Source organism: Serratia sp. TSO36 (assembly GCF_057808395.1).
Genome location: NZ_JBJZOU010000021.1, coordinates 1 through 13,116, shown reverse-complemented (window position 1 = coordinate 13,116; position 13,116 = coordinate 1). Strand labels below are relative to the sequence as shown.

General features: G+C 59.4%; 13 protein-coding genes. 10 read left to right on the top strand and 3 right to left on the bottom strand.

All coding sequences use genetic code 11. From position 1 onward, the window contains the following. Positions 1-36 precede the first annotated feature (36 nt). The 6 genes from ACK3CV_RS17550 (at position 37) to ACK3CV_RS17525 (ending at position 4,671) form a co-directional block, all read left to right on the top strand. Positions 37-318: a PTS sugar transporter subunit IIB gene (locus ACK3CV_RS17550; RefSeq protein WP_025303676.1), complete on the top strand. Its 282-nt coding sequence runs from the start codon at positions 37-39 to the stop codon at positions 316-318. A gap of 23 nt (positions 319-341) precedes the next feature. Beyond that, positions 342-1,721, top strand: a complete 1,380-nt coding sequence (locus ACK3CV_RS17545) for a PTS ascorbate transporter subunit IIC (protein ID WP_004936074.1) — start codon at positions 342-344, stop codon at positions 1,719-1,721. Between the two features lie 13 nt (positions 1,722-1,734). Further along, complete coding sequence (locus ACK3CV_RS17540; RefSeq protein WP_049213533.1) at positions 1,735-2,586, top strand: transketolase; 852 nt, start codon at positions 1,735-1,737, stop codon at positions 2,584-2,586. Continuing rightward, positions 2,579-3,532 (top strand): transketolase family protein, encoded by a 954-nt coding sequence (locus ACK3CV_RS17535; RefSeq protein WP_048321834.1) that lies wholly within the window; start codon positions 2,579-2,581, stop codon positions 3,530-3,532. The genes ACK3CV_RS17540 and ACK3CV_RS17535 overlap by 8 nt, the downstream gene beginning before the upstream one ends. A gap of 322 nt (positions 3,533-3,854) precedes the next feature. Continuing rightward, positions 3,855-4,247, top strand: a complete 393-nt coding sequence (locus ACK3CV_RS17530) for a polymorphic toxin type 44 domain-containing protein (RefSeq protein WP_075205680.1) — start codon at positions 3,855-3,857, stop codon at positions 4,245-4,247. Continuing rightward, the gene (locus ACK3CV_RS17525; protein ID WP_065424462.1) at positions 4,225-4,671 is read left to right on the top strand and encodes a hypothetical protein; all 447 of its coding nucleotides are present in this window, start codon (positions 4,225-4,227) and stop codon (positions 4,669-4,671) included. Before ACK3CV_RS17530 ends, ACK3CV_RS17525 begins: the two co-directional genes overlap by 23 nt. 110 nt (positions 4,672-4,781) lie before the next feature. Here ACK3CV_RS17525 and pta read toward each other — a convergent pair whose 3' ends face one another. Continuing rightward, positions 4,782-6,941, bottom strand: coding sequence for a phosphate acetyltransferase (pta, locus tag ACK3CV_RS17520; RefSeq protein WP_033653759.1), 2,160 nt, complete (start codon positions 6,939-6,941; stop codon positions 4,782-4,784). Between the two features lie 74 nt (positions 6,942-7,015). Next, entirely contained in the window at positions 7,016-8,218 is a 1,203-nt protein-coding gene (ackA, locus tag ACK3CV_RS17515) for an acetate kinase (protein ID WP_004936063.1), read from the bottom strand. Positions 8,219-8,576: 358 nt separating this feature from the next. Between ackA and yfbV the strand changes: the two genes are divergently transcribed. From yfbV to ACK3CV_RS17495, 4 genes are all read left to right on the top strand, one after another. After that, on the top strand, positions 8,577-9,032 hold the full coding sequence (gene yfbV, locus ACK3CV_RS17510; RefSeq protein WP_004936061.1) for a terminus macrodomain insulation protein YfbV: 456 nt from the start codon (positions 8,577-8,579) through the stop codon (positions 9,030-9,032). 142 nt (positions 9,033-9,174) lie between these two features. After that, complete coding sequence (locus ACK3CV_RS17505) at positions 9,175-9,669, top strand: YfbU family protein (RefSeq protein ID WP_016926898.1); 495 nt, start codon at positions 9,175-9,177, stop codon at positions 9,667-9,669. 17 nt (positions 9,670-9,686) lie between these two features. After that, entirely contained in the window at positions 9,687-10,343 is a 657-nt protein-coding gene (locus tag ACK3CV_RS17500) for a sugar phosphatase (RefSeq protein WP_147840078.1), read from the top strand. A 79-nt stretch (positions 10,344-10,422) separates the two neighbouring features. After that, positions 10,423-12,273, top strand: coding sequence for an SLC13 family permease (locus tag ACK3CV_RS17495; RefSeq protein WP_164141673.1), 1,851 nt, complete (start codon positions 10,423-10,425; stop codon positions 12,271-12,273). Positions 12,274-12,300: 27 nt separating this feature from the next. On the opposite strand, the gene yfbR is transcribed toward ACK3CV_RS17495, so the two are convergent. After that, complete coding sequence (gene yfbR / locus ACK3CV_RS17490; RefSeq protein WP_025303666.1) at positions 12,301-12,900, bottom strand: 5'-deoxynucleotidase; 600 nt, start codon at positions 12,898-12,900, stop codon at positions 12,301-12,303. Positions 12,901-13,116 lie beyond the last annotated feature (216 nt).

Below are 13,116 nucleotides of genomic sequence, written 5' to 3'. Positions count from 1 at the left end.
CGCTACCCTACACGCTAAATTCAACAGGTGGATATCATGAAAATCATGGCGATTTGCGGTTCAGGTCTCGGCAGCAGCTTTATGGTGGAAATGAACATTAAAAAGGTGCTGAAAAAGATGGGGGTGGAGGCCGAGGTCGAACACTCCGATCTGTCGTCCGCCACTCCCGGCGCCGCCGACGTGTTCGTGATGGCGAAAGACATCGCCGACAGCGCCAGCGTACCGGCCGAGCAGCTGGTGGTGATCAGCAACATCATCGACATTAATGAGCTGGAAGCCAAGCTGCGCGCTTACTTCGAAGCCCACTCAATCATCTGAATAAAACGATTGGCGAGGTGGATATGTTTATCCAGGAAACGCTTAAGTTTGTGGTGGATATATTAAAGGTGCCTTCGGTACTGGTCGGGCTTATTGCGCTGATCGGTTTGCTGGCGCAAAAGAAATCGTTTTCCGACGTGGTGAAAGGCACGGTAAAAACCATTCTCGGCTTTATCGTTTTGGGCGGCGGCGCCACGGTATTGGTCGGATCGCTCAATCCGCTGGGCGGCATGTTCGAACACGCGTTTAATATTCAGGGCATCATTCCGAATAACGAAGCCATCGTCTCCATCGCGCTGGAGAAATACGGCGCTTCCACCGCGCTGATCATGGCGTTCGGCATGGTGGCGAATATCGTGGTGGCGCGCTTTACCCGATTGAAATACATCTTCCTCACCGGCCACCACACCTTCTACATGGCCTGCATGATCGGCATCATCCTGACGGTGGCGGGCTTCGAGGGCGTACAGCTGGTGTTCACCGGCGCGCTGACCCTGGGGCTGGTGATGGCGTTCTTCCCGGCGATCGCCCAGCGCTATATGCGCCGCATCACCGGCAACGACGATATCGCCTTCGGCCACTTTGGCACCCTGGGCTATGTGCTGTCCGGTTGGATCGGCTCGAAAGTGGGGAAAAACTCGCGCTCGACCGAAGAGATGAACCTGCCGAAAAACCTCAGTTTCCTGCGCGACAGCTCCATTTCTATCTCGATGACCATGATCGTCATCTACCTGATCCTGGCGATCTGCGCCGGGCGGGCCTATGTGGAAAGCGAGCTCAGCGGCGGCCAGAACTACCTGGTGTATTCGATTATCCAGGCCATCACCTTCGCCGCTGGGGTATTCATCATCCTGCAGGGCGTGCGCTTGATTCTGGCGGAGATCGTGCCGGCGTTCACCGGCTTCTCGGAAAAGCTGGTGCCTAACGCGCGGCCGGCGCTGGATTGCCCGGTGGTTTACCCCTATGCCCCCAACGCGGTGCTGATCGGCTTCCTGTTCAGCTTCCTCGGCGGGTTGGCCGGGCTGTTCCTGCTGGGGCAACTGAAGATGGTGTTGATCCTGCCCGGCGTAGTGCCGCATTTCTTCACCGGCGCTACCGCCGGGGTGTTCGGCAACGCCACCGGCGGGCGGCGCGGCGCGATGCTGGGCGCTTTCGCCAACGGTCTGCTGATCACCTTCCTGCCGGTGCTGCTGTTGCCGGTGCTGGGGGCGCTGGGCTTTGCCAACACCACCTTCTCCGACGCCGACTTCGGCGCGATCGGCATCCTGCTGGGCAACATGGCGCGCTTTATGTCGAAAGAGATGATCATGCTGGCGATTGTCGCCGTGTTTGCGCTGCTGGTGGCGCATAACTTCCTGGGAAAACGCAAAGGCGCGCCGGCCGCTGACCGCGTCGAGAAATAACGAGGGCAGAATGATGAACGACACAACGAGCGAAACGGAAATTGAAGAGCTGCGCGCCCTGGCGCGCGCCATCCGCCTGGAAACATTGAAGGCGTTGACCGGGCTGGGGTTCGGCCACTACGGCGGCTGCATGTCGGTGGTCGAGACGCTGGCGGTATTGTACGGCGGCGTGATGCGCATCGATCCGGCGGATCCGGACTGGCCGGAGCGCGATGACTTCGTGCTGTCGAAGGGGCACGCCGGCCCGGCGCTGTACAGCACGCTGGCGATCAAGGGTTACTTCCCGCTGGCGGAGTTGCAAACCCTAAATCAGAACGGCACGCGCCTGCCGAGCCACCCGGATCGGCTGCGCACGCGCGGCGTGGATGCCACTACCGGCTCGCTGGGGCAGGGGGTGTCGATCGCCGCCGGCATGGCGCTGTCCCATCGGCTGGCGGGGCGCCGCAATCGGGTGTTCAGCATCCTCGGCGATGGGGAACTGAATGAAGGGCAGTGCTGGGAAGCGTTCCAGTTTATCGCCCACCACAATCTGAACAACCTGACGCTGTTCATCGATTACAACAAGCAACAGCTGGACGGCGCGCTGGACGAGGTGATCCAACCGTTCGATCTGGCCGCCAAGTTCCGCGCCTTCGGCTTTGAGGTGCAGACCATCAAGGGCGACGATATCGCGGCGCTGCTGGCGGCGGTGGCGCCGGCGCGCGGCGGCGAACAGCGGCCGATGGCGATCGTGCTCGACAGCATCAAAGGGCAGGGCGTGGCCTATCTGGAAAACCTGTCGAACTCACACCACCTGCGCCTGACGCCGGACGTGCAGCAGGAAATCGAAAAAGCCATCGCCGAACTGGAGGCCGCCCATGTTTAACGTAGTGACGCAGTTGGAAAACGATGCCGTCGAAATGCGCAAAGTCTACGCCGGCGCGGTGCGTCGGCAGATTGAGGCGGGCGCGCCGATCATCGCGCTGGAGGCGGATCTGATGAGCTCGATGGCGATGGACGGCGTGCACAAGGATCACCCGCAGCACGTGATCAACTGCGGCATCATGGAGGCCAACGTGATCGGCGTCGCCGCCGGGCTGTCGCTCACCGGCCGGGTGCCGTTCGTGCATACCTTTACCGCCTTCGCCAGCCGCCGCTGTTTCGATCAGCTGTTCATGTCGCTGGATTATCAGCGCAACAACGTCAAGGTGATCGCCTCCGACGCCGGGGTGAGCGCCTGCCACAACGGCGGCACCCACATGTCGTTCGAGGACATGGGCATCGTACGCGGGTTGGCGCATTCGGTGGTGCTGGAAGTGACCGACGCCACCATGTTCGCCGACATTCTGCGCCAGCTGATGGATCTGCGCGGCTTCTACTGGGTGCGCACCATTCGCAAGCAGGCGACGCGCATCTATCAGGAGGGCTCGCGCTTTACCATCGGCAAGGGCAACCTGCTGCGCGACGGCGACGACATTACGCTGATCGCCAACGGCATCATGGTGGCGGAGGCGCTAAAGGCGGCGCAGAGGCTGGCGCAGCAGGGCGTCAGCGCGGCGGTGATCGATATGTTCACCCTCAAGCCTATCGACCGTGAACTGATCAAAACCTACGCGGCCAAGACCGGGCGCATCGTCACCTGTGAAAACCACAGCATTCATAACGGGCTGGGATCGGCGGTGGCGGAGGTGCTGGCGGAAGAGTGCCCGACGCCGATGCGGCGCGTGGGGGTGAAGGAGCGTTACGGCCAGGTGGGCACCCAAGCGTTCTTGCAACAGGAGTATGGCCTGACCGCCGAGCATATTCTGGAGGCCGCCGGGCAGCTATTGTAAAGCAGAATAGGAATTACCGGCATTCTCTTCGGTAATCAAATCGGTTATTCCCCGCGTGTTGTTCTGCCCAGAGACGTTTATCAACATGCTACCCATTGTAAAGTCCCCTAGGGGACTTTTTCTTTTTTTATTGATAATAACTGGCCAATGCAGGAATAAAAATTTATTATTTGTAAATAAGTCAATAAAAACAATTTGTTATATTTATTTTGTGAATAATATACATCACCCTCTCTTATTCATACATGGAGTGAATAAGGGAGGGGGTAATTTTTCCATTAACCCTATGATTGAATTGCATTCGGCTCTCAAGGAGGAGATTATGGCCGTGGTTCCATTACTGCCGTCAGGCGGTTTTACTGTTCTTGCCAGAAATTTGCGCGAGGCGCGCAGGCAGGGGCAACCTCGCAACATGGCGCTGCCAGGTACTTATTATTGGTTCTACCAGCAGGTAAAAAATCGGGGCCCTTGGGATTACAAACAGCAAAATCGCGCATTGGCTAACTTTGGTAATTTCAATTATGGTGCGACCGGTACCGCGGCTGGAATTCCCGCAGATATTTTGTTGATGGGCGCTGGATTTGCTCAGTCAAAAGCAGGAACATCGCGGCCAGAATGGAGTCATTGGTATCAACGCCCGCCGTATGGTGATGACCCTCAGGATCAATATTGGATCAAGCAAGGAATTGATTATGCAAATCGGCATGGTTACTAAATGGGCTCATCGGCTGCTGACGGCAATTTTGTTGGTTATTGTCGTCGGATTGGCGGGATACTGGTATGCCACCCGCGATACTTATGACGATAAGCTCTATAGCAAAAAGCAGTTGACCGACGATATTTGGCTCTACATCACCGAGTACCAGAATGCGGGGGCTACCGACACGGATGTGTATCGTTACTATTTGAACCGAAGCCTGGATGGGGACCCTATCAAAGTGCTGGGGCAAAGCGCGCCAATCTTGACGGCGGATCGGGCTGATGCAACTATCCGTGGTGAGGGAAACCGCATCACCATCAATTTTTCCGGGAAGGTGTATTCCTTTACGAATTCGGCATTTTTCTATGCCACGAACAGCCAAACACCCATCATGCCCACCATTGATTTTTCTGCACGGGGCGTCAGCGCCTGGCGATGATGGTGGGTGCAGCGGATTTGGCGGATATTGTCTAAAACAGCATAATCACCAAGAATATCAGGCATAAAAAAGCCAGTCAGGATTACCTGACTGGCTTTTTTAACGGTTTATTACGCCTTGGCGGCGGCAGCGTCAGCCTGGGAAGACTGGATCGCCGTCAGCGCGACGGTGTAGACGATATCGTCAACCAGTGCGCCGCGCGACAGGTCGTTCACCGGCTTGCGCATGCCTTGCAGCATCGGCCCGATGGAGACCAGGTCAGCGGAACGCTGTACCGCTTTGTAGGTGGTGTTGCCGGTGTTCAGATCCGGGAAGATGAACACGGTCGCCTGGCCGGCGACCGGTGAGTTCGGCGCCTTGGACTTGGCAACGTCGGCCATGATGGCGGCGTCGTACTGCAGCGGGCCGTCGATGATCAGATCCGGGCGTTTTTCCTGCGCCAGACGGGTCGCTTCGCGCACTTTCTCGACGTCGCTGCCCGCGCCGGAGTTGCCGGTGGAGTAGGAGATCATCGCTACGCGCGGCTCGATGCCGAAGGCCGCGGCGGAATCCGCAGACTGGATGGCGATTTCAGACAGCTGCTCGGCGGTCGGATCCGGGTTGATCGCGCAGTCGCCGTAGACCAGTACCTGGTCAGGCAGCAGCATGAAGAACACGGAGGACACCAGCGAGCTGCCCGGCGCGGTTTTGATCAGCTGCAACGGCGGACGGATGGTGTTGGCGGTGGTGTGAACCGCGCCGGAGACCAGACCGTCGACTTCGCCTTGTTCCAGCATCAGGGTGCCGAGCACCACGTTGTCTTCCAACTGCTCGCGCGCGACCACTTCGGTCATGCCCTTGCTCTTGCGCAGCTCAACCAGACGCGGCACGTAGTTTTCACGCACGGCGACCGGATCGACGATTTCGATGCCTTTGCCCAGCTCAACGCCTTGCGCTGCCGCGACGCGCTGGATTTCTTCCGGGTTGCCGAGCAGCACGCATTCCGCGATGCCGCGTTCGGCGCAGATGGCCGCCGCTTTCACGGTGCGTGGCTCGTCGCCTTCCGGCAGCACGATGCGCTTGCCGGCTTTACGCGCCAGCTCGGTCAGCTCGTAACGGAACGCCGGTGGAGACAGACGGCGTGAACGCTCGGAGGTGGCGGTCAGCGAGTCGATCCACTCGGTGTTGATGTGGCTGGCCACGTAGTTCTGCACTTTTTCGATGCGCTGGTGGTCGTCCGCCGGCACTTCGAGGTTGAAGCTCTGCAGGCTCAGCGAGGTCTGCCAGGTGTTGGTATCGACCATGAACACCGGCAGGCCGGTCTGGAAGGCGCGTTCGCACAGCTTCTTGATCGGCTCGTCGATGGCGTAGCCGCCGGTCAGCAGGATGGCGCCGATTTCCACGCCGTTCATCGCCGCCAGGCAGGCGGAGACCAGCACGTCAGGACGGTCTGCGGAGGTCACCAGCAGGGAGCCCGGGCGGAAGTGTTCCAGCATGTGCGGGATGCTGCGCGCACAGAAGGTCACGGACTTCACGCGGCGGGTCATGATGTCGCCTTCGTTGACCACGCGGGCCTTCAGGTGGCGAGCCATGTCGATGGCGCGGGTGGCGATCAGATCGAAGCTCCACGGCACGCAGCCCAGAACCGGCAGCGGGCTGTTGGCGAACAGCTGCGCAGGATCGACGTGGGCGATGCTGGCTTTGGTGGAGTCGTCGAAGATTTCGGACAGGTCAGGACGGGTGCGGCCCTGATCGTCGACCGGTGCGTTCAGCTTGTTGATGATCACGCCGGTGATGTTTTTGTTCTTGCTGCCGCCGAAGCTGGTGCGCGCCAGTTCGATGCGCTCTTTCAGCTGCGCCGGGGAGTCGTTGCCCAGCGCCAGCACGAAGACGATCTCGGCGTTCAGGGTTTTGGCGATCTCGTAGTTCAGCGCGTTGGCGAACTGATGCTTGCGGGTCGGTACCAGGCCTTCGATCAGCACCACTTCCGCGTCTTTGGTGTTCTCGTGGTAACGCGCCACGATCTCTTCCATCAGCACGTCTTGCTGGTTGGAGCTCAGCAGGCCCTCAACGTAGTCCATGCGCAGCGGTTCGGCCGCCGGAATGGTGGAGTTGCTGCGGATGATGGTGGTGGTCTGGTCGAGCGCGTTGTCGCCGGTGCGCGGTTGAGCGATAGGCTTGAACACGCTCAGACGAACGCCTTTTTGCTCCATGGAGCGGATGACACCCAGGCTGACGCTGGTCAGGCCGACGCTGGTGCCGGTGGGGATCAACATAATAGTACGTGACACAGAATAGTCCTCTTCACGATTAACATGAGGCTAAAACAACACCGTCAGCCTGGGCTGACGGTGTTTTGAGAGCATTACGCGGTCAGGCGGGATGCGTCCTGCGCGATGACCAACTCTTCGTTGGTCGGGATCACCAGCGCCAGGCGGCTGCCGTCTTTGGTGATGGCGCCGGATTTGCCGAAGCGAGCGGCCATGTTGCGGTCGTGGTCGATTTCGAAGCCCAGCAGGCCCAGTTTGTTCAGGGTCAGCTCACGCACCATGCCGGCGTTCTCGCCGATGCCGCCGGTGAAGATCACCGCGTCCAGACGGCCTTCCATCAGCGCGCTGTATGCGCCGACGTATTTGGCCAGACGGTGGCAGAACACGTCCATGGCGCGTTTGGCGTCGGCTTTGCTGTCGTAGTTGTCTTCAACGTAACGGCAGTCGCTGGTGACTTCGGTCAGGCCCAGCAGGCCGGATTCTTTAGTCAGCATCTTGTTGATCTGGTCAACGCTCATGCCCAGAGAATCGTGCAGGTGGAAGATGATAGCCGGATCGATGTCACCGCTGCGGGTGCCCATCACCAGGCCTTCCAGCGGGGTCAGGCCCATCGAGGTGTCAACGCACTGGCCGTTGCGCACTGCGGTAACGGAACCGCCGTTGCCCAGGTGGCAAGTGATCACGTTCACTTCTTCCACCGGCTTGTTCAGCATCTTCGCGGCTTCCTGAGTCACGTAGAAGTGGCTGGTGCCGTGCGCGCCGTAGCGGCGAACGCCGTGGTCGCGGTACAGGCTGTACGGCAGGGCGTACAGGTAAGATTCTTCCGGCATGGTCTGGTGGAACGCGGTGTCGAACACGGCAACGTTCTTGTCAGCCAGGTGAGGGAAGGATTTCAGCGCTTCCGCGATGCCGATCAGGTGAGCCGGGTTGTGCAGTGGTGCAAACGGCACGGAATCTTTGATACCCTGCAGAACTTCGTCGTTGATCACGGCGGAAGCGGTAAACTTCTCGCCGCCGTGCACGATGCGGTGGCCGATGGCGGTCAGCTGCGCGGAAAGCTCTGGTTTTTGTGCCAGAATAGTATTAACGATGAAGTTCAGCGCTTCGCTGTGTGCAGCGCCGGCCCCCAGGGCAGCTTCGTGTTTGGCGCCGTCCATTTTCCACTTGATGCGAGCTTCAGGCAGGTGGAAACACTCGGCTAAACCGGAGAGGAATTCGTCGCCGTTAACGGCATCGATGATGGCGAATTTCAGAGAAGAACTGCCGCAGTTAAGAACCAGTACTAGCTTACTCGACATGGAAGTACCTACTTAAATAGTCGTGTTGTTAAAAGAAAATCGAAAACACGTGGTGAATTAATCGTCAATCAGACAACAAGCGTAGCGCATAGTGCCGATGACATTTATGATTAACATCATGTGACGTGCACAAATCACAGGATGATGGAAAAACCGATGATTTCTCTGCGGTTTAAATAATCTTGATTATTATAGGGCTAAAAGTTGACAAAGTTTGCGTCATCTTCTACCGGCCACAAGGCCGGCTTAGGATACCGATAGCCCGGTGTAAACACAAAATAAATTTAAAGCTTCAAATTTTTTAGTATGGTCTCTGGCAGCACGCTTTTAGTTTCTTTACGTGACGTTGAGGTACGCAATGACGAGCAAACCGTCCGGTTCCGTAAGCTGGTTTCAGGTCTTCCAGCGCGGGCAGCATTATATGAAAACCTGGCCGTCGGACAAACGTCTGGCACCGGTCTTTCCGGAGAACCGCGTTGCGCGTGCCACCCGTTTCGCTATCCGTTTCATGCCGCCGTTGGCGATTTTCACGCTGACCTGGCAGATCGCGCTCGGCGGCCAGCTCGGCCCGGCGATTGCCACTGCGCTGTTCGCCTGCAGCCTGCCGATGCAGGGGCTGTGGTGGCTGGGGCGCCGTTCGGTCACGCCGCTGCCGCCGACGCTGCTGCAATGGTTCCATGAGGTGCGCAACAAGCTGACGGAAGCCGGGCAGGCGGTGGCACCGCTCGAAGGCACGCCGACCTATCAGACGTTGGCCGATCTGCTCAAGCGCGCTTTCAAGCAACTGGACAAAACTTTCCTCGACGATCTGTAAATGAAAAAAGGCCGCGTTGTGCGGCCTTTCTCGTCAAAGCGCCAATAACCCCGGTTTAAATCAAAGAACGGTCGAGTTGTGATTTCCTGCGTTCTTGCGCTGTGCGATGCTCCCGCCATCACACAGAAATGAGGAAATCCTGATGGAAATGACCAACGCCCAGCGGCTGATCCTGTCGAACCAGTACAAGATGATGACCCTGCTCGATCCGGACAACGGCGACCGTTATCGCCGGTTGCAAACCATCGTCGAACGCGGCTTCGGTTTGCAAATGCGCGAACTGGATCGCGACTTCGGCGAACTGAGCGAAGAGGTGTGCCGCACCATCATCAACGTGATGGAAATGCACCATGCGCTGCAGGTTTCCTGGGGCAACCTGAAAGAAAAGCAGGATCTGGACGAGCGCCGCCTGGCGTTTCTCGGCTTCGACGCCGCCACCGAGGCGCGCTACCTGAGCTACGTGCGTTTCCTGGTCAGCACCGAGGGGCGCTATACTCACTTCGATTCCGGCAGCCACGGTTTCAACGCCCAGACCAAAATGTGGGAAAAATACCAGCGCATGCTGGCGATCTGGCTGGCCTGTCCGCGCCAGTATCACTTGAGCGCCGTTGAGATAGCGCAAATCATCAATGCTTGATTAAGAAGAGGTTTTCTGTGGAGTGTAAGGGTTTTCTGTTCGATCTTGATGGCACCCTGGTGGATTCGCTGCCGGCGGTAGAGCGCGCCTGGACGCACTGGGCCGAACGCCGCGGCGTCAACCCGCAAGCGGTGCTGGACTTCATTCACGGTAAACAGGCCATTACTTCTCTGCGCCACTTTATGCCGGGCGAAAGCGAAGCGGAAATTCAGCGCGAGTTTCAGTTGCTGGAGCAGGCCGAAGCGCAGGATACCGACGGCGTTCGCGCGCTGCCGGGCGCCATCGCGCTGCTGGAGCGCCTGAACGCGCTCGGCATCCCTTGGGCGATCGTCACCTCCGGTTCGGTGCCGGTGGCGGGCGCTCGCCGCCAGGCCGGCGGTTTGCCGCAGCCGGAGGTGTTCATCACCGCCGAGCAGGTTAAACACGGCAAGCCGCAGCCCGACGCCTATCTGCTGGGCGCCGAGCGCCTGGGGCTGGCGCCGCACGAGTGCGTGGTGGTTGAAGACGCGCCGGCCGGCATTCTCTCCGGCCTGGCCGCGGGCTGCCAGGTGATCGCGGTCAACGCGCCGGCGGATGCGCCGAAGCTGGAGCAGGTCGACCTGCGGCTGGATTCGCTGGCGCAGATCGCCGTCGATAAAACGGCGCAGGGCGCGATCGTTCGCCGGCTGGCCTGAGCGGCATTATCTTCACCCTAATTGATTAGACCCCGCTTCGGCGGGGTTTTTTTATGCTATTTTTTAGGCCCTTGGACATTTGCCGGATGAGGCCGTTTTGAACAGCGAATTACTGTGGGTGCTGAGTTTACTGCTGATTGCCATCGTGCTGTTTACCACTAACAAGCTGCGCATGGACGTGGTGGCGCTGTTGGTGATCATCGCCTTCGTGCTGAGCGGCACGCTCAGCCTGCAGGAGGCGACGGTCGGTTTCAGCGATCCCAACGTGATTTTGATCGCCGCGCTGTTCGTGATTGGCGAAGGGCTGGTGCGCACCGGCGTGGCCTATCAGGTCGGCGACTGGCTGGTGAAAGTGGCCGGCAGCAGCGAAACCAAAATGTTGATGCTGCTGATGGTGACGGTCGCCGGGCTGGGCGCGTTCATGAGCTCGACCGGCGTGGTGGCGATCTTTATCCCGGTGGTGCTCAGCGTGACGGCGAGAATGAAGATTGCGCCGGGGCGGCTGATGATGCCGCTCAGCTTCGCCGGGCTGATCAGCGGTATGATGACGCTGGTGGCCACGCCGCCCAACCTGGTGGTCAACAGCGAACTGGTACGTGAAGGCATCCATGGTTTCGGCTTCTTCAGCGTGACGCCCATCGGTCTGGCGGTGCTGGCGCTGGGCGTCGGTTACATGCTGATCGCTCGGCGTTGGCTGGGCAGCGGTGACACGGGCAAAGCCGGCGATGACTGGCAGCGCCGAACCTTCCGCGATTTGATCCGCGACTACAAGCTGACCGGCCGCGCGCGGCGGCTGGCTGTCCGCAGCGCTTCGCCGCTGATCGGGCGTTCGCTGGATGAGCTGCACCTGCGCGCGCGCTATGGCGCCAACGTGGTGGGCATTGAGCGCTGGAAACGCTTCCGGCGGGTGATGGTCAGCGCTTCCGGCAGCACCGAGCTGCGCGAGGGAGACGTTCTTTTAATCGACATGTCGGACAGCCAGGTCGATCTGCGCGAATTCTGCGGCGAGCAGCGGCTGGAGCCGATGGTGCTGCGCGGCGATTACTTCTCTGAACAGTCGCGCAACGTCGGCATGGCGGAGGTGTCGCTGATCCCGGACTCGGCGCTGCTGGGCAAAAGCCTGCGCGAAGCGGCGTTCCGCAGCCGCTATGATCTGAACGTGGTGGGCATCCGCCGCCACGGCGAGACGCTGGGCGGCAAGCTGGTGGACGAGCCGCTGGAGCTGGGCGACATCTTGCTGGTGATCGGCGACTGGAAGGCGATCCGTCAGCTGCAGGCCAAAACCCACGACTTTATCGTGCTCAATCTGCCGGCCGAAGTGGACGAAGTGGCGCCGGCCATCACCCAGGCGCCGCACGCGCTGTTTTGTCTGGCGCTGATGGTGGCGATGATGCTGACCGACGAAATCCCCAACCCCATCGCGGCGCTGATCGCCTGTCTGCTGATGGGCAAGTTCCGCTGTATCGATATGGAGAGCGCCTATAAATCGATCCATTGGCCGAGCATCATTTTGATCGTCGGTATGATGCCGTTCGCGCAGGCGCTGCAAAAGACCGGCGGGGTGGATCTGATCGTCAGCGGGCTGATGGACGTCGCCGGCGGTGCGGGGCCGCGCGTGATGCTGCTGTGCCTGTTCGTCTTGTGCGCCACTATCGGCCTGTTTATTTCCAACACCGCGACGGCGGTGCTGATGGCGCCGATCGCCATCGCCGCCGCGCGCGAAATGGGCGTTTCGCCATACCCGTTCGCGATGATTATCGCCATCGCCGCGTCCGCCGCCTTTATGACGCCGGTTTCTTCACCGGTCAACACGCTGGTGCTGGGGCCGGGCAATTACAAGTTCGGCGATTTCGTGCGTCTCGGCGTGCCGTTCACCCTGCTGGTGATGGCGGTCAGCGTTATTGTGGTGCCGTGGCTCTACGGCTTTTGACGGCGCAGCGAGGCTGCGCCGGCGGGGTTACAGCGAGCTGTCGAGGCTGATTTCGTCCAATGACAGGCTGAAGCTGGGGATGAACACGTCCATGAAGTAGTCCATTTCCGGGCTGCGGCGCTGTTCCAGGGTTTTATCCAGCCGCGCCTTGGCCAGGGTGAATTCGTTGTTGCCGGCAGAGAGTTCCTCCAGGCATTTCAGGTAGGCGCACAGCGCGTCCGCCTGCTTCACCACCTGCTTTTCATCTTCGCTGTAGTAGTGCTCATCGAGAATGGTGCGAAAATCGTTGCGCAGCTCCGCCGGGATCATGTCCAGCAGTTTTTGCTGGGCGATTTTTTCGATCTTCTTGTATTCGTGGGCGATCTGCGGATTGTAGTACTTGATCGGCGTCGGCATGTCGCCGGTGATCACTTCGCTGGCGTCGTGGTACATCGCCAGCAGCGCAACGCGGTCGGCGTTGAGGTTGCCGTTGAATTTGCGGTTTTTGATCACCGCCAACGCGTGGGCGACAAAAGCCACCTGCAGACTGTGTTCGGAAACGTTCTCGGTACGCACGTTGCGCATCAGCGGCCAGCGGTTGATCAGTTTCAGGCGGGACAGATGGGCGAAGAAATGGCTCTGGCTCATGGTGCTCTCTTTAACGGCAAGTGAGGGCCCCATTGTGAAGCAGTGACGGCGAATTTTGCAACCGGGCAGTGAGAGAAGGGCGCAACAAGTGAACTGCACCCCAAATGTTGGACACATCTGACATTTGGAGGTGCAGTTCTATGAAGTTTTCGCTGCAAGACAAACTCAGTGCCGTCCGGCATTACCTTGCCGGGCTTGGCAGCCAGCGGCAAACCG